Below are 19,017 nucleotides of genomic sequence, written 5' to 3' on the forward strand. Positions count from 1 at the left end.
GGCCCCGCGCAAACGGGGCCTTAATTTTTGGGCGCAGTCCTTTGGGGTCAGTTACGGGGTAGGGTGCGTGATTTCACGCACCTTTCCCCCACCCTTCACGCCTTCAGGATCGAACGGCCGGCATATTCGCCGATATCGCCCAGCAGCTCTTCGATGCGGATCAGCTGGTTATACTTGGCCAACCGGTCCGAGCGCGACAGCGAGCCGGTCTTGATCTGACCGCAGTTCGTGGCGACTGCCAGATCGGCAATGGTGCTGTCCTCGGTCTCGCCCGAACGGTGCGACATGACATTGGTATAGCCCGCGCGGTGGGCCATATCGACGGCGCGCAAGGTCTCGGTCAAAGTGCCGATCTGGTTGACCTTCACCAACATGGAATTGGCGCAACCGGCCTGGATGCCCTGATGCAGACGCTTGGGGTTGGTCACGAACAGATCGTCGCCGACCAGCTGGATCTTTTTGCCCAGCTTGTCGGTGAGCAGCTTCCAACCCGCCCAGTCGTCCTCCGAGCAGCCGTCTTCGATCGAGATGATCGGATAATCCGCAGCCAAACCGGCCAGGAAATCGACATTCTCTTCGATGGACAGCGACTTGCCCTCGCCCTTCATCTCATAGCGGCCGCCTTTGAAATATTCGGTCGCAGCGCAGTCCAGCGCCAGGTAGATGTCCTCGCCAGGGCGATAGCCGGCCTTTTCGATCGACTTCAGGATGAAGTCCAAGGCATCGCGGGCCGAGGACAGGTTCGGCGCAAAGCCGCCCTCGTCGCCGATCCCGGTGTTGTGGCCCGCCGCCTGCAGCTCTTTCTTCAGCGTGTGGAACACCTCGGAGCCCATGCGGATCGCGTCGCGGATGTTGTCCGCGCCCACCGGCATGATCATGAATTCCTGGATGTCGATGGGATTGTCGGCATGTTCGCCGCCGTTGATGATGTTCATCATCGGAACCGGCAGGATGCGGGCCGAGGTGCCGCCGACATAGCGATACAAGGGCTGCGAAGTGTATTCTGCGGCGGCCTTGGCCACGGCCAAAGACACGCCGAGGATCGCATTCGCGCCCAGACGGCCCTTGTTGTGGGTCCCGTCCATTTCGATCATCGTCATGTCGATGCCGACCTGTTCGGTGGCGTCAAAGCCGATGATCTCTTCGGCGATCTCGCCGTTGACGGCGGCGACCGCCTCCAACACGCCCTTGCCCATATAGCGCGACTTGTCGCCATCGCGACGCTCGACCGCCTCATGGGCGCCGGTGGATGCGCCCGAGGGCACGGCCGCGCGGCCCATGGCCCCGCTTTCCAGGATCACATCCACCTCGATGGTGGGATTGCCGCGGCTATCCAGAATTTCGCGCGCGTGAATGTCGATGATCGTGCTCATGGAGTGTTCCTATGGCAGAAGTTTGCTCTCAACCTCCCGTTTAGCCGGGGATTGTGACAGAGGAAAGAGCCTGCTGCCGTGCTTGGAAAAAAGCCTTATCGCCGCCGTTCGGCCAGAACCCCCACAAGGCCCGCCCCGATGATCAGGCCGGCGCCGGTCAGGGTCAGGGCGTCGGGCACTTCGGCAAAGAAGGCCAGGCCCACGACCAGCGCAAACAGCAGGCGGAAATAGCGGAAGGGCGCCACGACCGAGACATCTCCGATGCGGGTCGCTTGCGTCACCGCCCAGTATCCCGCCGTGCCGAAGGTGATGGAGCCTGCCAGCGACAGGCTTTGCGCCAGCGTGGGGGTTTGAAACCCCTGAAACGGGATCATCGCCGCGCCCAGAAGGATGATGGAGGCGACGCCCCAGGTGGTGACTTGCTCGGTTGTGATCTCGGCGGGGATCTTGCGGGCGGCCAGGTCGCGCAAGGCCAGCCCCGCGACCGAGACCAGAACCCACAGCGCCAAGGGGTCAAAGCCCGCCATCCCCGGGCGGATGATCAGGAGGACGCCGGCAAATCCCGCCCCGATGGCAAGCCAGCGCCGCAAGGGCACCGCCTCGCGCAGGAACAGCGCCGCGCCAAGGGCTGCGACCATGGGCATGGCCTGCAGGATCGACGAGACCGTGGCCAAAGGCACCGAGGCCAGCGCGGTCATATAGGCCAGCGTGCCGATCATCTCGCCGGCATTGCGGGCGAGGATCGCGGGATGCAAAAAGCCCCGCGTCAGGCTTTGGCCGCGCGACTTGGCCAGCGCCGCAAAAAAGGCCGTGCCGCCAAGCGCGGTGATCAAGAGGATCTCTCCGGTCGGCAGGGTTTGGGCCGCCAGTTTCAGAAACAGGTCCTCGGCCGCGAAAAGCGCCATGGCCAGCGTCATCAGGATGATGCCGCGCAGATTTTCGGGATGGCGCATGGAGGCTTTCACGGGGCAAGGGCGTTTGGGCCTTGGGTATTTGATCAAATGGGGAAAGGGAAGGGCCCTGCCGACTGGACTGCCGCATTGCCCCTTGGGGCGGAGGCCGCGCCGACCCATGGGGACGTGACCGATGACGGGGGCGCCCTGCCGACAGATGGGCCCGGCCGATTGCATCTGCGCGGCCAAGCGTGCCGACTGTCAGGGATGCCCCGGCTGAGCCGCGGCTCTGCCGATTGCGCCGCTAATCCTTCACCCGCTTGGCGTAAAGTTCAAGCCTGTGGCCGATCAGCCGATAGCCCAGCCGGGCGGCGATGCGCTCTTGCAGGGCCTCGATCTCGGGGTCGACGAATTCGATCACCTCGCCCGTGCCCATGTCGATCAGGTGGTCGTGGTGGTCGCGTTCGGCATCCTCATAGCGCGCCCGCCCATCGCCGAATTCCAGCCGGTCCAGGATGCCCGCCTCTTCGAACAGCTTGACCGTCCGGTAGACCGTGGCCAAGGAGATCCCCGCATCCAGCCGCACGGCGCGGGCGTGCAGCTCTTCGACATCCGGGTGGTCCTCGGCCTCGGACAGAACCCGGGCGATGACGCGGCGCGGGGTGGTCATGCGCAGGCCTTGGGCCTCGCAGCGGGCGATGATGTCAGCCATGGGCCACCTCCTGTCGCCGCTTTAGCCAGAGGCGGCGGTTTTGGGAAGGGGAGACATAGCCGCCCGCAAGGCCTGTCAGTCGGCTGGGCGACGGTGCAGGACGTCAAGCCCGGGTGCCGTCGGCAGGGCGCGGCCTCTGACCTTGGCGCGCGGTGTCAGTCGGCAGGACCCTCGGGCCATCAGGCGCCTCAGGCTTTGATGCCCCACAGCGCCATCCCCGCAGGCCGCGCAGCTTCCACCCCCAGCTCCAGCCCGCGCGGTCCCAGCACCCGGCCCGGGATCGCATGGCGGTCCAGCGCGCCTTCCAGCGTCAGCGCCAGGTCCAGCCCGAAGCGCGGATCGTCAAAATGCCAACCGTGACACCAAGCCATCCCCGCCCCCGGCGCCGGCGCAAGCGCCCGGAAATGGCCCGTGCAATCGACATTCACCGCCTTGGCCTGCGCCCCCGCTGGCAGACCCACCCGACCGGCCCGCGCAGAAACCCCCAGCCGTTTCGCATTGGACACCGCCAGCACCGCATCCGCGCCGTTGGAATAATTCGTCACCCGCATCGCGCGCCGCATCAGGGGCGCGCTCCAGGCCGCCCCCGCGCCCAGACTGTCGGCCGCGATATCCGCCCCGATCAGCGCCACTTGCCCCACCCGCCAGTCGGATTTGAACAAGGCCCCCTCTTTTTCCGCCGCGGCAAAGGCCTCCAATATCACATAGGCCCCGGTCGAATGGCCCAGAAGATGCACATTGGTCACGCAGCCCGCGCGCTGCCCCTCGGCCAAAAGCCGCACGCCCCGCGCCACCAAGGCCCCAGCCACCGAAGCCGCATCCCGCCGATCCTCGATGTAATTCAGCACCGAATTGGCCGAGGGCCAGTCGAATCCCACCACAACCCCGCGCCAGCCGCTCGCCCGAAGGTTGCGGTCCAGCGCGCGGGTCCGGTCCACCACCGCCGCGATGTCATTGTTATAGCCATGCACAAAGATCAGCACGTCCCCCGCCGGCGAGATCGAGACCGGGTTCAGATCGCCATCCGCCAGACCCCGCACCTCGGCGACCCAGGTCTTGACCGGCACGACATGGCTTTTGTCATAGACCGCATCCGTTTCGGGCAGGCGCAGGAACTGCACGGGGCCGGGGTCAGAGGTGAAGCCCTTGCCTTGGCCTTTGCGGGCTGTGATGAGATAGCTGGACATCGGCGCCTCCTGTGACGGGACTTCCCGGGACGGGGCGATCATGGTTGGCAAATGATTAATTTGGCCTTGGCGCGGCGTGCGCTGCAAAAGGGGGGCGACATGCGCAAGGACAGGCTGGACGGAAAGGGGCTGGCGGTCCTTTTGGCGGTGACGCTGCTGCTGGCGGGCAACCAGATCGTGATCAAGCTGGTGAATGACGGGCTGCAGCCGGTGTTTTTCGCGGGCTTGCGCAGCGCCTTGGCGGTGGTCTTTGTCGGGCTGTGGCTGTGGCTGCGCGGGCTTTGGCCGCGCGTCAGGCGGACCGACCTTGGCCCCGGGCTGCTGATCGGCACGGTCTTCGCTGCCGAATTCATCGGGCTTTTCATGGCATTGGACCTGACGACCGTGGGCCATGCCAGCCTGATCATGTATTCCATGCCGGTCTGGATGGGGGTGCTTGCGCATTTCTTCATCCCGGGTGAGCGCGCCACGCCGCTGAAGGCGCTTGGCCTGGGGCTGGCCTTTGCCGGCACCGCCATGGCGATCTTGTCGAAATCCTCGGGCGGTCAGGCCAGCCTTCTGGGCGACCTTTGCGCCTTGGTGGGTGCGCTGGGTTGGGCGGGCACGGCCTTTATCGCGCGGGTCTCGCGGTTGCGCCACGCAGGCCCCGAGGCGCAGTTGTTCTGGATGGTCCTGGTCTCGGCCCCGATCCTGATCGTCCTCGCCCCCGCCTTCGGGCCGCTGTTGCGCGACATCCAGCCGGTCCATTGGGCCTGGCTGGTGGCCCAGGCGGGAATCGTCGTGGCGGGCGGCTTCATCGCCTGGCTTTGGCTTTTGTCGGTCTATCCGACCTCTACCGTCGCCTCGTTTTCCTTCCTGACCCCGATCCTCGCGATTCTTTTTGGCCATCTGGTCTTTGGTGAGTCGCTATCCCTTGGGGTGATCGGGGCGGCGGGCCTGGTGTCTTGTGGCATTATTATGATCAACCGAAAGGCGAGTTGAGCCGACAGAATCAACGCCCACCTGCAAGGCGCCCTTCAGACGGCAGATTAGTCCCAAGCCCCAAACCCCCCTGCTGACACGGAAATTGCCGCGCCATCCACAGGCCCCCCCGACTTGCACACAAGTTCATCCACAGGCCAGGATGCGCCCGCAGAAACGCCACCCCTAGAGGCGCTTTGGGGGTCAAGCACAAAATCTGGGGGCGAATAGTAAAAAATCCGTTGCCGTCGCCTTGGGATTGCGCCAATTTCCCTCTCGTCGGCGGCGGGCGTTCCACAAGACCCATGGCCGATGGGGACAGACCGAGCAGTTCATTTCGCCTTTCCGGCAACGCCAGGCCAATAGCCTGGGCGGGTGATCTCTTGCGCCGTGTTCCCGGGCATCACGGCGGGGCAGTCTCGCGCATCAGGGATTTGGGTCATGAAGATCGAGCGGAAGTTTACGACGGTGGATGACGGTGCCTATGGCGCTTTGACGTTCCAGCTGACGACCTCGGAAATCCGCAATCCCGATGGCAAGGTGGTCTTCCGCAACGAGGCGGTCGAGGTGCCCCAAGGCTGGTCGCAGGTCGCAGCCGACGTGATCGCGCAGAAATACTTCCGCCGTGCGGGCGTTCCGGCCGTGACCAAGCGCGTGCAGGAAAAGGGCGTGCCGCGCTTCTTGTGGCGCCATGTGGCCGACGAAGAGGCGATGGCCGATCTGCCCGCCGACAAGCGCTTTGTGGGCGAGACTTCGGCCAAGCAGGTCTTTGACCGTCTGGCCGGGGCCTGGGCCTATTGGGGCTGGAAGGGTGGCTATTTCACCACCGAGGCCGACGCCAAGGCCTATTATGACGAGATGCGCTATATGCTGGCCCGCCAGATGGCCGCGCCGAACAGCCCGCAGTGGTTCAACACCGGCCTGCATTGGGCCTATGGCATCGACGGTCCGGGGCAGGGCCATTATTACGTCGACCACAAGACTGGCGTTTTGACCCGCTCGGACTCGGCCTATGAGCATCCCCAGCCGCATGCCTGCTTCATCCAGTCGGTCAAGGATGACCTGGTGTCGGATGGCGGCATCATGGACCTGTGGGTGCGTGAGGCGCGTTTGTTCAAATATGGTTCGGGCACCGGCACGAACTTCTCCAGCCTGCGCGGTGAGGGCGAAAAGCTGTCGGGCGGCGGCAAGTCCTCGGGTCTGATGGGCTTCCTGAAGATTGGCGACCGGGCTGCGGGCGCCATCAAGTCGGGCGGCACCACGCGCCGCGCCGCCAAGATGGTAATCTGCGACATGGATCACCCCGATATTGAGGAATTCATCAACTGGAAGGTGATCGAAGAACAAAAGGTCGCCTCGTTGGTGGCCGGGTCCAAGGCGCATGAAGCGCGGCTGAACGACATCTTCACCGCGATCCGTCAGTGGGATGGGTCCAGCGAAGACAGCGTTGATCCGGCCAAGAACCCAGGCCTGAAGGGCGCGATCCGGGCCGCGAAAAAGGCCATGATCCCCGACACCTACACCAACCGCGTGCTGCAATATGCGCGTCAGGGCTTCACCTCGATCGAATTCCCGACCTATGACACCGATTGGGATTCCGAGGCCTATAATTCGGTGTCGGGCCAGAATTCCAACAATTCGGTCCGCGTGACGGATGCTTTCCTCAAGGCCGTCAAGGCCGATGCGCCCTGGGAGCTGATCCGCCGCACCGATGGGAAAGTGGCGAAATCCGTCTCGGCCCGTGAGCTGTGGGACCAGATCGGCCACGCCGCCTGGGCCTGCGCCGACCCCGGCATCCAGTTCCATGACACGGTCAACGCCTGGCACACCTGCCCCGAAGACGGCGCGATCCGCGGGTCGAACCCCTGTTCGGAATATATGTTCCTGGACGATACGGCCTGCAACCTGGCGTCCTTGAACCTGCTGACCTTCCAGAAGGGCTCCAAGTTTGACGCCGAAGCCTATATCCACGCCTGCCGCCTTTGGACGGTGACGCTGGAAGTCTCGGTCATGATGGCGCAGTTCCCCTCCAAGGAAATCGCGCAGAATTCCTATGATTTCCGCACCCTTGGCCTGGGTTACGCCAATATCGGCGGCCTGTTGATGAACATGGGTCTGGGCTATGACAGCCGCGAAGGCCGGGCTTTGTGTGGGGCCTTGACCGCGCTGATGACCGGCATCGCCTATGCGACCTCGGCCGAGATGGCGCGTGAGCTGGGCGCCTTTGCAGGCTATGACCGCAACCGGGATCACATGCTGCGCGTGATCCGCAACCACCGCGCGGCCGCCCATGGGTCGCAGGCCTACGAGGGCCTGAACGTCGATCCGGTGAGCTTGGACGCCCGCAACTGCCCCGATGCCGACCTGGTCCAGCTGGCGCGCGGCGCCTGGGATGAGGCGCTGGCCCTGGGTGAGGCCCATGGCTACCGCAACGCCCAGACCACGGTGATTGCGCCGACGGGCACCATCGGCCTGGTGATGGATTGCGACACGACCGGGATCGAGCCCGATTTCGCCCTGGTCAAGTTCAAGAAGCTGGCCGGTGGCGGCTATTTCAAGATCATCAACCAATCGGTTCCGGCCGCTTTGGAAACGCTCGGCTATCCCGGCCATCAGATCGCCGAGATCGTGGCCTATGCCGTGGGCCATGGCTCGATTGCGCAGGCGCCTGCGATCAACCACACGGCCCTGATCGGTCACGGCTTTGGCCCCCGCGAGATCGAAAAGATCGAAGCGGCGCTGCCCACCGCCTTTGACATCCGCTTTGTCTTCAACCAGTGGACCCTGGGCGAGGACTTCTGCCAAAAGACCCTGGGCATCCCGGCCGAACGCCTGAACGACGCAGGGTTCGACCTGCTGCGTCACCTTGGCTTTACCAAGGCGCAGATCGAGGCGGCCAATGACCACGTTTGCGGCACGATGACGTTGGAAGGCGCGCCGCATCTGAAGACGCATCACTACTCTGTCTTTGATTGCGCCAATGCCTGCGGCAAGCGGGGCAAGCGCTATCTGTCGGTGGAAAGCCACATCCACATGATGGCGGCGGCGCAGTCCTTCATCTCGGGCGCGATTTCCAAGACGATCAACATGCCGAATTCGGCCAATATCGCCGAAACCCTGGCCGCCTATGAGCTGTCGCACAGCCTTGGGATCAAGGCCAACGCGCTGTATCGCGACGGGTCGAAACTGTCGCAACCCTTGGCAAGCGCCCTGATCGAGGACGACGAAGAGGCCGAAGAGATCATGGCCACCGGCTCGGCCCAAGAAAAGGCCGCGGTGATTGCCGAAAAGATCGTCGAGAAGATCATCTACAAGGAAATCATCCGCACCAACCGCGAAAAGCTGCCCGAGCGGCGCAAGGGTTACACCCAAAAGGCCATCGTCGGCGGGCACAAGGTTTACCTGCGGACCGGCGAATATGGTGACGGTCGCCTGGGCGAAATCTTTATCGACATGCACAAGGAAGGCGCGGGCTTCCGGGCGATGATGAACAACTTCGCCATCGCGATTTCGGTTGGCCTGCAATATGGCGTGCCGCTGGAAGAATATGTCGAGGCCTTCACCTTCACCCGCTTTGAACCGGCAGGCATGGTGCAGGGCAACGACTCGATCAAGAACGCGACCTCGATCCTGGACTATATCTTCCGGGAACTGGCCGTGTCCTATCTGGACCGCACCGATCTGGCCCATGTCAAACCGCAGGGCCATGCTTTCGACGACCTGGGCCATGGCGACGAAGAGGGCAAGCGCAATGTCTCGGAGGTTTCCGAGTCGGCCGCCTCGAAGTCGGTGGAGCTGCTGAAGTCGATCTCGTCGACCGGCTATCTGCGCAAGCGGATGCCCCAGGGCCTGGTGGCTTTGCAGGGCGGGATGATGACGGGGACGGGGCCCGTGGTGGGCTTCTCGGAGGCCGCCACGACCTATACCGCGACCGCGCTTTCGACCGGCACCGTGTCGATGGACCTGCGCACCAAGGCAAAGATGCAGGGCTACGAGGGCGATCCTTGCGGCGAATGCGGCAACTACACGCTGGTCCGCAACGGCACCTGCATGAAGTGCAACACCTGCGGCGGCACGAGCGGTTGCAGCTGATTTGAGATTGAGGTTGGGGCGCGGAAGTACCAGTTCCGCGCCCCAGCTTTCCCGCATTGTTGTGCACGCTGCGGGAGAAGCTGTGTCGGCCACAAGGGTCGATGAATTTATCTGACCAACTTCCGATGCAGCTACAATGGCGTGTTCGTCTCTACAGGACTTTCCCACAGAAAACATAGGGACACCTGTGGATAAGTATAGGGAGGCCATCTTGGCCAAAAATACTGGAAATGACTATCGCCGCGGCGCGGTTACTGCTCGCACCCAGTTCCAGCGGGAAGACGGGAACTGGCAGAAACGTGACGAACGGAGCGGCCAATTCATGTCTGTGAAAGACGATGGAAAGCCGTTCAAGGGTGTCGCTAAAGAGCCTGACGGTCGGGACACGAAGAACTCCTGACCTCTTCTTAACAAATGCTCGGGCGTGATCTGCTCCCGCCCGAGTGCATTGACAAATACGCTGAAGGACCCCGCCATGGACATCATCATCGGCACTGACCGCATCACGCCTCAGGCGATCCATCCTTTTGCGGGGGGGGTCATTGCCACGCTGCGCGGAGAGGCGCTGAAGGCGGTGCTGGATGCCACCTTCCGCGGCAAGGGCTCGATCGAGATGAGCGGCGGCGACCTGGACCGCCGCCCGATGAGCGTCACCGCCATCGAGATGTCGGGGCAGGATACGACGGTCACGCTGGTGTGCGCCGGGCCGCGGCGCGATTTGCACTGAGGGCTACGCTGAAAGCGCGTCCGCACTGAGGGCGGGCCCACACCGCGCGGGACAAGCAAAGACCCCGGGAGCCATATGGCCCCCGGGGTCTTTTCATGGGCTTAGGGTGCCGCGGGGGCGGGGGACAGGGACGAGATATAGGCCCAGACATTGGCCGCATCCTCGGCCTTGGCCAGTTTGAACATCATCTTGCCGCGGGCCGATTTGTCGCCCAGCTTTTCTTGCAGGAACTTGGACGGATCGGCGACATAGGTCACGAAATCCGCCTCGTTCCAGGCAAAGCCGGTCGCACCCAGGGCGATCATGTCATCGCCGTATTTGAACTCGGGGTAAGTCCCCGCCACGCGGCCCGGCATGCCGTAAAGGTTCGGCCCGGTCTTGGCGCCCTTGCCGGCGACGACCTCACCGGCCTCGTTGACCATGGCGTGACAGGTCTGGCATTTGGCGAACACTTTCTCGCCCTTGGCCGCATCGCCTTCGGCGAGCGCGGGCAGGGCCAGCAACGAAAGGGCAAATGCCCCGATCAGCGTCTTCATCCTATCCTCCGTTTGGATTTGGAACATTACGTTCAGCACCTAGGACGCCCGCGGGTCTTGGCAACGGGCGCCGTGGAATTCTCAGGCGACAGCACGCGACAGCGCACAATGCGCCCAAAGCTGCGACAGCGCGTTCACAAGATGGTCAATCTCGGCCGAGCCATGCAGCGGCCCGGGGGTGATGCGCAAACGCTCGGTCCCTTTGGGGACGGTGGGGTAGTTGATCGGCTGCACATAGATGCCGTGGTCGCGCATCAGGATATCGCTGATCATCCGGCACTTGACCGGGTCGCCGATCATCACCGGGATGATATGGCTGTCATTGGGCATGTGCGGGATGCCGGCGCGGTCCAGTTTGGCGCGCAGTTCCGCCACGCGGGCGCGCTGCAGGCGGCGTTCGCTGGCCGAGCCCTTCAGATGCATGATCGAGGCTTTGGCCGCGGCGGCCACCGCAGGCGGCAGGGCGGTGGTAAAGATGAACCCGCTGGCAAAGGACCGGATAAAGTCGCACAGCGCCGCCGACCCCGTGACATAGCCGCCAACGACGCCAAAAGCCTTGCCCAGGGTGCCTTCGATCAGGTCGATCCGGTGGGCCAGCCCAAGTTCCTCCGAGACGCCACCGCCGCGCGGGCCATACATTCCGACCGCATGGACCTCGTCGATATAGGACAGCGCGCCATGGGCCTCGCAGACCTCGACGATCTCGCGGAGGGGCGCGATGTCGCCATCCATCGAATAGACGGATTCGAAGGCCACCAGCTTGGGCCGATCCCCCGCGGCGTGCAATTTGCGGTCCAGGTCGCGCCAGTCGTTGTGGCGCCACAGCACCTTGTCGGCGCGGGAATGGCGGATGCCTTCGATCATCGACGCATGGTTCTTTTCATCCGAAAAGATCGCCACATTCGGGATTTGCGACCCCAAAGTCGACAAAGAGGCCCAGTTCGACACATAGCCCGAGGTAAAGAGCAAAGCCCCCTCCTTGCCATGCAGATCGGCCAATTCGGCCTCCAGCGCCAGATGGTGCATGGTGTTGCCCGAGATGTTGCGCGTGCCCCCCGCGCCGGTGCCACAGGCCTCGACCGCCTCGATCATGGCGCCCACGACCTGCGGGTGCTGGCTCATGCCCAGGTAATCGTTGGAACACCAGACGGTGACATCGCCCACGCCTTCGCATCCGGCGGTGGGAAAGGCGCCGCGGCGGCGGGTGATATCGGCAAAGATGCGGTAATTGCCTTCGTCTTTCAGGGCGCCAAGACGGGCAGAGAAATGGGCTTGGAAATCCATGGTCAGGTCCTTTGTTCAAGGTTCGGGCTAGGCTCATGCGTCTTGGGGCGCTTGGGCAACATCCAGCGGTAAAGCTTCTGGTCGGGCAGGGGCAGGACCATGAACCAGTGTTCCAGCAACGCAAGTGCGGTCAGGACGGTCAACAGGACATGGCCGGTCAGGCTGGCTTCGGTTTGCGCCCCCGCGGCGCGCTCCAGCCAGCAGGCGGTGGCAAAGGTCAAAAGCGTGATCGAGACGGGAAAGAAGCCGTTCATCGCGGCGCGGCGGAAATGGCTTTCCAGATGGGTCAGGGGGCGGGGCAGGAATTCGGTATGGATGCGGGGCACGCCAAGGAACAGGTTCAGCTTGGCCGAGATGCGGGCAAAGAACAGCACGGCATAGGTCCAGAGGCCGAATTCATTGGCCTCTCCCCAGGTGACTTTTGCGATGACCAAAAGGCCAAGCGCCAAAAGGATCTCGTTATACAGGACCGTTCCCGTCGCGCGCAGGAACCTTTGGCCCAGGGGCAGGCCGGGCGGGCAGGGCTTCAGGTTCGGCCCCGTGATGACGCCCGACAGAAAGGCCAGCTCGATCCAGCCCCAGACCGCGATGGCGGCCAGAAAGGCGCAGACCGCGCCCAGGGGCGTCGACTGATCCGCGGTGGCGTCCAGCCCAAGGCCGCCGCCGATCAACAGCGGCAGGCCCAGAAGCACCGACCAGATGTGATCATCCGGCCCGCCAAGATCAGCGCGTCGCACCCGCAGCATGATCAGCCCGGTGGACAGCCACCAGAGGAACACGGCAAACAGCGCGACACTCCAGGGATTGGTCATATGCGGCCCCCATTTGACAGGGGGCCGCGAAGCGAAAGGGTCTGCTGCGGCCCCCGTTTGACGGGGGGCCGCAGAGGGGCCCCGGGACGCGCCCATCCCAGGGCCCAACCCGCTGCCGGAACAGCGGTATGGGGTGCATCGGTCAATACGACGGCTCCATCCGGCAGGACGCCGGGGGGGTGTTGCGCTTGACCGGGATCAGATAAAGGCCGGCAAAGGCCGTCAGGGCGCGGGCGGCAGCAAGTTTGTGCAGGGTCCAGCCGCCAAGCCCGCCCTTCTTCTTGGCGCGCTCCATGTCGATCATCGCGGAATTCATCGCCCGCAGGCCCGGCAACCAGCGCGGGTGGTCGATGTCCAATTCCACCGGAAAGACCTGCCGCGCGATGGCCGAGGTCTTGCGGTAGACCTCTTGGTCATAGTCGTCGATGTTGACGCCCAGGGCCTTGTGGAAGTCGTGGCGCGCATGGTCGCGCACCCACATGGTCGAATACACCGCGGTCAGAAAGAACCTGATCCACATCCGTGCCGCCCAGGTCCCGGTGATCTTGGGATCGGTCCGCATCAAAAGGGCAAAGGCCTCGCCATGAGAGAACTCGTCGTTGCACCATTCGCGGAACCACTTGAAGATCGGGTGGAAGCGCTGTTCGGGATGCGCCTCCAGGTGGCGATAGATCGTGATATACCGCGCGTAGCCGATCTTTTCGGACAGATAGGTGGCGTAATAGATGAACTTCGGCCGGAAGTAGGTGTATTTCTTGGCCTTGGTCAGAAAGCCCAGGTTCACCGCAACGCCCGCCTCACGCAGGGCGTCGTTGATGAAGCCGGCGTGCCGGGCCTCGTCGCGCGACATATAGGAAAAAAGCTCGCAGATGTCGGGGTTCGTGCCGCGGCGCTTCATTTCCTTATACAGCACGCAGCCCGAGAATTCGGCCGTGCAGCTTGACACCAGAAAGTCGATGAACTCGACCCGCAAGGCCGGGTCCATCCCCGCCCAATCGACCGTGTCCCAATCGGCATTTTTCTTGAAATGCCCCTTGTTCGGGTCGGATTTCATCTGGGCCAACAGCTTGTCCCAGTCCTCGCGCACCGGGGTGACGTCGATGCGGTCCATCTCGTCGAAATCGGTGGTGTAAAAGCGCGGGTTCAGCAGGGTGGTTTGCGTGGCCATGGCCGTCGTGTCGAAAGCGTCCGACATTTCGGCGTGCAGCTCGTCATGGGTGGTTGCATGGTCCTTCACAACGCGATCTCCTCTGAAAACGAGAACTCGCACAGTTCCATGAAGTCGAAATCGCCGGTCATGCGCGTCCACAGCCGTTCCAACCGCGAGGCGCGGGTGATCGTCGCCTGACGGCTTTCGATGATGACCTCGCCATAGGCGGCCAGGATCGGCGCGCCATGGACCTGGACTTCGTCGCCGGGGTGGATCACGGCGCCGTTGTCAAAGCGGACATGGGCGTGAAGGCTTTCGAACAGATGGCTGACCTCGACGGTGCAGGGGACCTGTTCGGTTTGCTTGGTGAAAAGTGGCATCTCTGATTTCCCTATTCTTGTGAGGACAGCAGCCGTTCGAACGCGGCTTTGTTGTCTTGCCCGAAAGCGTAGAGTTCTGCGCTCCATCCACTTGCGGGGTCTTCGGCCACAAGGCGACCGTTCTCATAGCGCACCACTTTCATGGGCGGGTTGCCGGTGACGCCTGCGACCGTGCGGGCGCGGGTCATGGCGTTCTGGATGACCGTGATGAAGCCGCCATGGGGCAGGTCGGCCAACAGCTTGCCATCGCGGTCGCGCACGGTGACGGACTGGGCGGATTGGCCTTCCAAGATCAGCCAGGTTTCTTTCTGCACGGTGCTGGCCGCGGGCGTGCCTTCATGCGGGCGCTTGGTTGCCACGGCAAAGGTCGTCAGGGCCAGGGCGGCCAGAACCAGGGCGAACATCGCATAAAGCAGGCCCTTGGGGATCATCTCGCGGTCGAGGCGGCGGGGCGGAGAGAGGGTTGCCATGGGACTACTCCGCCGCAAGGGCCAAAGAGATTTCCGGCGTCGCAAGGCTGGTCTGGGCGGCATCCGACAAAAGGCGACCGACGGCGGTGGCCTCGGGGATGCAGCGCAGCGCGGCTTGGGTCTTTTTGACGAACCCCGGGCGCAGATGCGGCCACAAGATCAGCGCCGACATTTGCACATCCCCCGTCAGGTCCAGCGCGATGGTGCCGGTCCCCTGGGCATCGACGGTCAGCGCAGCAGAGCCTATGCGGCGGAAGGGGATGGTAAAGGTGATCGGCAGCGCGGCACCGATGCGCAGGATGACGCGCTCCGTGGTGATCGTATAGATCGAGGCCCGGGCCTGCAGCGCGGCCAGGCCCTGAACAATGCCCCAGGCCGCCAGGGCCAGGACCAGATAGGGCAGGGCCACGGCCAGCGGCGGAAGGCCATCCGACCAGGCGGCCAGGCCCTTCCACAGGACCAGGACCATCATGTAGCCCAGGACCCAATTGGCCTTGTAGGCCTCGCGGGCCAGGGCCTTGCGGTCGGGCTGGCCTTGCCAGAGGATCGTTTCGCCTTTCGGCAGGGGGGCCGGCAGTCCGGGTGCCGGTTCGAAGTCGAAGTCGTGGTCACGGTCCGCCATTGCGAACCCTCCTTGGTCAGGGTTGAACCCGATCCGGCGTGGGCGCACGCCGGGTCGGGCTGTCGTCAGAAGCCGTGCTTCAGATTGGCGGCCTCGTAATGCTCACCGCCGGCAACAAAGGCGCTGATCTTGTCTTCTTCCAGCTTGGTCACGAAGGTCTGGCTTTGCTGGCCGGGGATCTCGTCGAAACGGGTCGAGGGCAGCGACATGACGCGCACACGATCCGCCCAGATGCGGGCCATGGGCATCGGCACCAGGCGGCGCGCGCCCGAGTTCAGGGTGATTTCCAGGTAACGCACCAGCTGTTCGGGGACATCGACCCACATGTCGCTGATCCGGCCCACGACCTCCAGGTCGCCCGCCTGCACGGGCAGGCCGCGCGGGTCACGCCCGGCCGAGACGATAAAGCCTTCGACCCGGCTCATCGGCTGGATCTTCACATTGCCATGGGCGTCGATTTCCGGCTCGTCGCGCCGCGGCACCCAGGAGGCCGGGCCCACCCCGTCGCGCAGGCCATCGCCCGTCGGCGCATGGGGGAAGCCTTCGGACACCGCCGTGCGCTCCAGCGCCAGGTCATTGCGGCGATGGGCGGCCTCGTTTTCGGCCGAGGGCACGGTGACGGTCCCCTTGCCATGGGCCAGGGTAAAGGTCTTGGGCTTGGGCACCGGAAAGGGGCCCTGGTTGGCGGCTGCGCGACCGTCTTCGGTCTCCAGCGGATAGCCTTCGCGCATGTTCTCGGTCTGCACGTAATAGATCAGCACCGCAAGGAAGGCCCAAAAGGCCCAGATCGCAAGGCTGGCGAGGTCGAAATTTCCAAAGAAGGTAACACCAAGCATGGGGGTCTCCCGGGTTCAGGTGGGGAATTCGGTCAGGTTCAGGGTTTGGGCGGGGGGCGCGGTCAGGCGCCTTAGGCGGACAAGCGGACCCATCACGATCAGCGTCGCAAAGATCAGCCCGATTTCAAGGTGGTAGACGAATGTATATCCCAGCGCGGGGGTGCCGATGGGGCCGAACCAGCCCAGGGCCGCCAGGTGCTGCACCCCGTCACGCAGCGCGCCGCCACAGAACACGGCCAGGCCCGCGGCGGTGGCTTGGGCGGCGCCAAAGGCCCCCATGGCCAGCCCCGCCGCCCCCGGCAGCGTCATGGCCGCGCCCAGCATGGCGACGCCAAAGACGCCGGCGCCAAAACCGATCGCAAAGGCTCCGGCGAAAAACAGCCCGGTCGAGGCCAGCGCGCCGGCAAAGATCACCGCCGAAAAGGCCGCGAGCCCCGCCACCAGCCCAAGCGCCGCCAGCCGGAACGGATCGGCTCCCCGCGCCCTTGCGGCGTAAAAGAAGCCACCCAGCGCCCCCAGCGACCACAGCGCGGTCAACAGCGTGGTCTTGGCGACCGACAGGCCCAGGATCTGCCCGCCATAGGGCTCCAGCAGCACGTCTTGCATGTTGAAGGCCAAGGTCCCCAGCACGACCGTCGCCAAAAGCCGGATCACGCCGGTCTGGCCCGCAAGGTCGGCCCAGGCCGCCGTGAACGAGGGCATGGGGGCCGCGCGTTCGGCCTTGGTCATCGGCCGGACTTTCTCTTGTTTCCAAAGGGCTATCACGTTCAGGATCAGCGTGGCCAACCCACAGCCCTGCACGACGCGGACCAGCGTCAGGGGGGCAAAATCGCGCAACAGGAACCCCACGACCAGGGCCGAAATCCCCATGCCGCACAGATACATTACGTAAAGCACGGCCACGACGCGGGGCCGCGTCTCGTCGCTGGCGCGGTCACAGGCCAAGGCCAGGCCCGCGGTCTGCGTCATATGCATCCCGATGCCGGTCATCAGAAAGGCGACCCCCGCCAGCGCAGGCCCCGCCCATTCCGGGCCGCGGACCTGATCGCCCGACAGGACCATCAGCGCAAAGGGCATGACCGCAAGGCCGCCCATCTGCCACAAAGAGCCGAACCACAGGTAGGGCACCCGCTTCCAGCCGATGGCGCTGCGGTGGTGGTCCGACCGGTGGCCGATCAGCGCGCGAAAGGGCGCGACCAGCACGGGAATGGCGATCATCAGGGCGACCAGGGTGGCCGGCACATGCAATTCGACGATCATCACCCGGTTCAGCGTCCCCAGCATCAGCACCTGCGCCATGCCGACCGACAGCTGGAACAGCGCCAGCCGCATCAGTTGGCCCAGGGGCAACCCCTCCGAGGCCGCATCGGCAAAGGGCATCCAGGCGGCACCCAGTTTGGCAACATGATGCGGACGCAGGATCATCGGGCGACCTCCAGACATTCCGAGATGTAAAAGCCGCTTGTGATCCGGTCGATGCGCGACAGCCCGGGGATGTCACGGGACAGGCTGCGGTGGTCATGGGGCACCATGCGGGGCGAGCGGTCAGCCCCAGGCACCAGCTTGCCCAGGTTCCACATCACCATCAGCAAGGGGGTCCGGGGCGCCACGGTAAAGGTGATGCGGGGCGCACGCAGCGCCAGACGTTCAAGTGCTGCGCCAAGGTCCGCCGGGCGGTAATAGATCAGGCTGTCCATGGCCAGCACATGATCAAAGGACCCAAGCTTGGGGTCGGTCATGTCGCCGGCATGAAACCGCACTTTGCTGCGCAGCGAGGGGTCCAGTCGGTCGGCCGCGATGGCGATCAGCTTGGGCGAGATATCGGCCGCCACGACCTTGGCCCCGCGCAAGGCCAATTCCGCCGTCATCAGCCCGGTGCCGCAGCCGGCATCCAGCACCCGCATCCCGGTCAGGTCGGCGGGCAACTGCCCCAGCATCAGCGCCCGCATCCGGTCACGCCCCTCGCGCACCGTTTGACGGATGCGCGACACTTTGGCCTCCGAGGTCAGGCGGTCCCAGATATGGGTGGCCTTGCGGTCGAAGTAGTCTTCGACCCGGGCGCGGGTCAGGGTGTAGCTGTCCATCAATCGAACCCCAGAAGCTCAAAGATCTCGCGGTCGGGCAGGGGGGCGGGGGCCAGAGGCTCGGTCCCGGCCCACAGCGTCTGGGCCATGGCCATGTAACCGTCGCGGGCCGCGTTGATATCGGGCGCGTCGGGCATCTCGAACAGGGTCTTCTTCTTCAGGCGCGAACGGCGGATCGCGTCGATGTCGGGCATATGGGCCAGACGGCGAAAGCCGACGCGGTCGCAATAGCGGTCGACCTCGTTGGTCTCATGAGAGCGGTTGGCGATGCAGCCCGCAAGCCGCACCTTGTAGTTCGCCGACTTGGCCTGGACGGCGGCGATGATGCGGTTCATGGCATAGATGCTGTCAAAGTCGTTGGCCGTCACGATCACGGCGCGGTCGGCATGTTGCAAGGGCGCCGCAAAGCCGCCGCAGACCACATCGCCCAGAACGTCAAAGATCACGACATCGGTGTCTTCCAGAAGGTGATGCTGCTTCAACAGTTTCACCGTCTGGCCCACGACATAGCCGCCGCAGCCGGTGCCCGCAGGCGGACCGCCCGCCTCGACACATTTCACGCCACCGAAACCGATCGAGACGTAATCTTCAGGCCGCAGCTCTTCGGCATGGAAATCGACGTCCTTCAGGATGTCGATGACCGTGGGCTGCAGGCGGCCGGTCAGCGTGAAGGTGCTGTCATGCTTGGGGTCGCAGCCGATCTGCAAGACGCGCTTGCCCATCATGGCAAAGGCGGCCGACAGGTTCGACGAGGTCGTCGATTTCCCGATCCCCCCCTTGCCATAGACCGAAAAGACCTGCGCCCCGCCGATCTGGACCGCGTCGTCCTGATGAACCTGAACAGAGCCTTCGCCGTCCAGACCACGCAGGATTGGGATTTCGTCTCTCATCGCGCATTC

The 19,017-nt window shown here is 64.2% G+C and carries 18 protein-coding genes; 3 read left to right on the forward strand and 15 right to left on the reverse strand.

Annotated elements, in window-relative coordinates; genetic code table 11:
* Positions 1–95: 95 nt before the first annotated feature.
* From eno to NX862_RS15540, 4 genes are all read right to left on the reverse strand, one after another.
* On the reverse strand, positions 96–1,373 hold the full coding sequence (gene eno, locus NX862_RS15525; RefSeq protein ID WP_264494846.1) for a phosphopyruvate hydratase: 1,278 nt from the start codon (positions 1,371–1,373) through the stop codon (positions 96–98).
* Between the two features lie 95 nt (positions 1,374–1,468).
* On the reverse strand, positions 1,469–2,326 hold the full coding sequence (locus NX862_RS15530) for a DMT family transporter (RefSeq protein WP_264494847.1): 858 nt from the start codon (positions 2,324–2,326) through the stop codon (positions 1,469–1,471).
* Positions 2,327–2,570: 244 nt separating this feature from the next.
* On the reverse strand, positions 2,571–2,978 hold the full coding sequence (locus tag NX862_RS15535; protein WP_264494848.1) for a Fur family transcriptional regulator: 408 nt from the start codon (positions 2,976–2,978) through the stop codon (positions 2,571–2,573).
* Between the two features lie 188 nt (positions 2,979–3,166).
* Positions 3,167–4,165, reverse strand: a complete 999-nt coding sequence (locus NX862_RS15540) for an alpha/beta hydrolase (RefSeq protein WP_264494849.1) — start codon at positions 4,163–4,165, stop codon at positions 3,167–3,169.
* 99 nt (positions 4,166–4,264) lie between these two features.
* Between NX862_RS15540 and NX862_RS15545 the strand changes: the two genes are divergently transcribed.
* The 3 genes from NX862_RS15545 (at position 4,265) to NX862_RS15555 (ending at position 9,944) form a co-directional block, all read left to right on the forward strand.
* The gene (locus NX862_RS15545; protein ID WP_264494850.1) at positions 4,265–5,146 is read left to right on the forward strand and encodes a DMT family transporter; all 882 of its coding nucleotides are present in this window, start codon (positions 4,265–4,267) and stop codon (positions 5,144–5,146) included.
* A 420-nt stretch (positions 5,147–5,566) separates the two neighbouring features.
* Complete coding sequence (locus NX862_RS15550; RefSeq protein WP_264494851.1) at positions 5,567–9,217, forward strand: vitamin B12-dependent ribonucleotide reductase; 3,651 nt, start codon at positions 5,567–5,569, stop codon at positions 9,215–9,217.
* Positions 9,218–9,692: 475 nt separating this feature from the next.
* The gene (locus NX862_RS15555; RefSeq protein ID WP_264494852.1) at positions 9,693–9,944 is read left to right on the forward strand and encodes a hypothetical protein; all 252 of its coding nucleotides are present in this window, start codon (positions 9,693–9,695) and stop codon (positions 9,942–9,944) included.
* 101 nt (positions 9,945–10,045) lie between these two features.
* Here NX862_RS15555 and NX862_RS15560 read toward each other — a convergent pair whose 3' ends face one another.
* The 11 genes from NX862_RS15560 to bchL form a co-directional block, all read right to left on the reverse strand.
* Positions 10,046–10,480, reverse strand: a complete 435-nt coding sequence (locus tag NX862_RS15560; RefSeq protein ID WP_264494853.1) for a c-type cytochrome — start codon at positions 10,478–10,480, stop codon at positions 10,046–10,048.
* 81 nt (positions 10,481–10,561) lie between these two features.
* Positions 10,562–11,764, reverse strand: coding sequence for a 5-aminolevulinate synthase (gene hemA / locus NX862_RS15565; protein WP_264494854.1), 1,203 nt, complete (start codon positions 11,762–11,764; stop codon positions 10,562–10,564).
* Positions 11,765–11,766: 2 nt separating this feature from the next.
* On the reverse strand, positions 11,767–12,576 hold the full coding sequence (gene puhE / locus NX862_RS15570) for a putative photosynthetic complex assembly protein PuhE (RefSeq protein WP_264494855.1): 810 nt from the start codon (positions 12,574–12,576) through the stop codon (positions 11,767–11,769).
* Between the two features lie 142 nt (positions 12,577–12,718).
* Complete coding sequence (gene acsF / locus NX862_RS15575; protein WP_264494954.1) at positions 12,719–13,771, reverse strand: magnesium-protoporphyrin IX monomethyl ester (oxidative) cyclase; 1,053 nt, start codon at positions 13,769–13,771, stop codon at positions 12,719–12,721.
* A 38-nt stretch (positions 13,772–13,809) separates the two neighbouring features.
* Positions 13,810–14,106: an O2-dependent cyclase accessory protein gene (locus NX862_RS15580; protein ID WP_264494856.1), complete on the reverse strand. Its 297-nt coding sequence runs from the start codon at positions 14,104–14,106 to the stop codon at positions 13,810–13,812.
* A gap of 11 nt (positions 14,107–14,117) precedes the next feature.
* Positions 14,118–14,576 carry a photosynthetic complex assembly protein PuhC gene (gene puhC, locus NX862_RS15585; RefSeq protein WP_264494857.1) on the reverse strand — a complete coding sequence of 153 codons (459 nt, stop codon included), beginning with the start codon at positions 14,574–14,576 and terminating at the stop codon, positions 14,118–14,120.
* 4 nt (positions 14,577–14,580) lie between these two features.
* Positions 14,581–15,198, reverse strand: coding sequence for a photosynthetic complex putative assembly protein PuhB (gene puhB, locus NX862_RS15590; protein WP_264494858.1), 618 nt, complete (start codon positions 15,196–15,198; stop codon positions 14,581–14,583).
* 65 nt (positions 15,199–15,263) lie between these two features.
* Entirely contained in the window at positions 15,264–16,034 is a 771-nt protein-coding gene (puhA, locus tag NX862_RS15595; protein ID WP_264494859.1) for a photosynthetic reaction center subunit H, read from the reverse strand.
* Between the two features lie 15 nt (positions 16,035–16,049).
* Positions 16,050–17,459 carry a PucC family protein gene (locus NX862_RS15600; protein ID WP_264494860.1) on the reverse strand — a complete coding sequence of 470 codons (1,410 nt, stop codon included), beginning with the start codon at positions 17,457–17,459 and terminating at the stop codon, positions 16,050–16,052.
* The gene (gene bchM / locus NX862_RS15605; RefSeq protein ID WP_264494861.1) at positions 17,456–18,118 is read right to left on the reverse strand and encodes a magnesium protoporphyrin IX methyltransferase; all 663 of its coding nucleotides are present in this window, start codon (positions 18,116–18,118) and stop codon (positions 17,456–17,458) included. The genes NX862_RS15600 and bchM overlap by 4 nt, the downstream gene beginning before the upstream one ends.
* Positions 18,118–19,008 carry a ferredoxin:protochlorophyllide reductase (ATP-dependent) iron-sulfur ATP-binding protein gene (bchL, locus tag NX862_RS15610; protein ID WP_264494862.1) on the reverse strand — a complete coding sequence of 297 codons (891 nt, stop codon included), beginning with the start codon at positions 19,006–19,008 and terminating at the stop codon, positions 18,118–18,120. Before bchL ends, bchM begins: the two co-directional genes overlap by 1 nt.
* Positions 19,009–19,017 lie beyond the last annotated feature (9 nt).

It is taken from the genome of Stagnihabitans lacustris (assembly GCF_025950525.1).
In the GTDB taxonomy this organism is placed as follows: Bacteria; Pseudomonadota; Alphaproteobacteria; order Rhodobacterales; family Rhodobacteraceae; genus Stagnihabitans.

Excerpts from the sequence above, each read along its gene's own strand:
- NX862_RS15540 (WP_264494849.1), bottom strand. The coding sequence starts at position 4,165 with ATGTCCAGCTATCTCATCACAGCCCGCAAAGGCCAAGGCAAGGGCTTC.
- puhA (WP_264494859.1), bottom strand. The coding sequence starts at position 16,034 with ATGCTTGGTGTTACCTTCTTTGGAAATTTCGACCTCGCCAGCCTTGCG.
- NX862_RS15530 (WP_264494847.1), bottom strand. The coding sequence starts at position 2,326 with ATGCGCCATCCCGAAAATCTGCGCGGCATCATCCTGATGACGCTGGCC.
- puhB (WP_264494858.1), bottom strand. The coding sequence starts at position 15,198 with ATGGCGGACCGTGACCACGACTTCGACTTCGAACCGGCACCCGGACTG.
- NX862_RS15555 (WP_264494852.1), top strand. The coding sequence starts at position 9,693 with ATGGACATCATCATCGGCACTGACCGCATCACGCCTCAGGCGATCCAT.
- NX862_RS15560 (WP_264494853.1), bottom strand. The coding sequence starts at position 10,480 with ATGAAGACGCTGATCGGGGCATTTGCCCTTTCGTTGCTGGCCCTGCCC.
- acsF (WP_264494954.1), bottom strand. The coding sequence starts at position 13,771 with ATGTCGGACGCTTTCGACACGACGGCCATGGCCACGCAAACCACCCTG.
- puhC (WP_264494857.1), bottom strand. The coding sequence starts at position 14,576 with ATGGCAACCCTCTCTCCGCCCCGCCGCCTCGACCGCGAGATGATCCCC.
- NX862_RS15580 (WP_264494856.1), bottom strand. The coding sequence starts at position 14,106 with ATGCCACTTTTCACCAAGCAAACCGAACAGGTCCCCTGCACCGTCGAG.
- puhE (WP_264494855.1), bottom strand. The coding sequence starts at position 12,576 with ATGACCAATCCCTGGAGTGTCGCGCTGTTTGCCGTGTTCCTCTGGTGG.
- bchL (WP_264494862.1), bottom strand. The coding sequence starts at position 19,008 with ATGAGAGACGAAATCCCAATCCTGCGTGGTCTGGACGGCGAAGGCTCT.
- NX862_RS15535 (WP_264494848.1), bottom strand. The coding sequence starts at position 2,978 with ATGGCTGACATCATCGCCCGCTGCGAGGCCCAAGGCCTGCGCATGACC.
- eno (WP_264494846.1), bottom strand. The coding sequence starts at position 1,373 with ATGAGCACGATCATCGACATTCACGCGCGCGAAATTCTGGATAGCCGC.
- hemA (WP_264494854.1), bottom strand. The coding sequence starts at position 11,764 with ATGGATTTCCAAGCCCATTTCTCTGCCCGTCTTGGCGCCCTGAAAGAC.
- NX862_RS15550 (WP_264494851.1), top strand. The coding sequence starts at position 5,567 with ATGAAGATCGAGCGGAAGTTTACGACGGTGGATGACGGTGCCTATGGC.
- bchM (WP_264494861.1), bottom strand. The coding sequence starts at position 18,118 with ATGGACAGCTACACCCTGACCCGCGCCCGGGTCGAAGACTACTTCGAC.
- NX862_RS15545 (WP_264494850.1), top strand. The coding sequence starts at position 4,265 with ATGCGCAAGGACAGGCTGGACGGAAAGGGGCTGGCGGTCCTTTTGGCG.
- NX862_RS15600 (WP_264494860.1), bottom strand. The coding sequence starts at position 17,459 with ATGATCCTGCGTCCGCATCATGTTGCCAAACTGGGTGCCGCCTGGATG.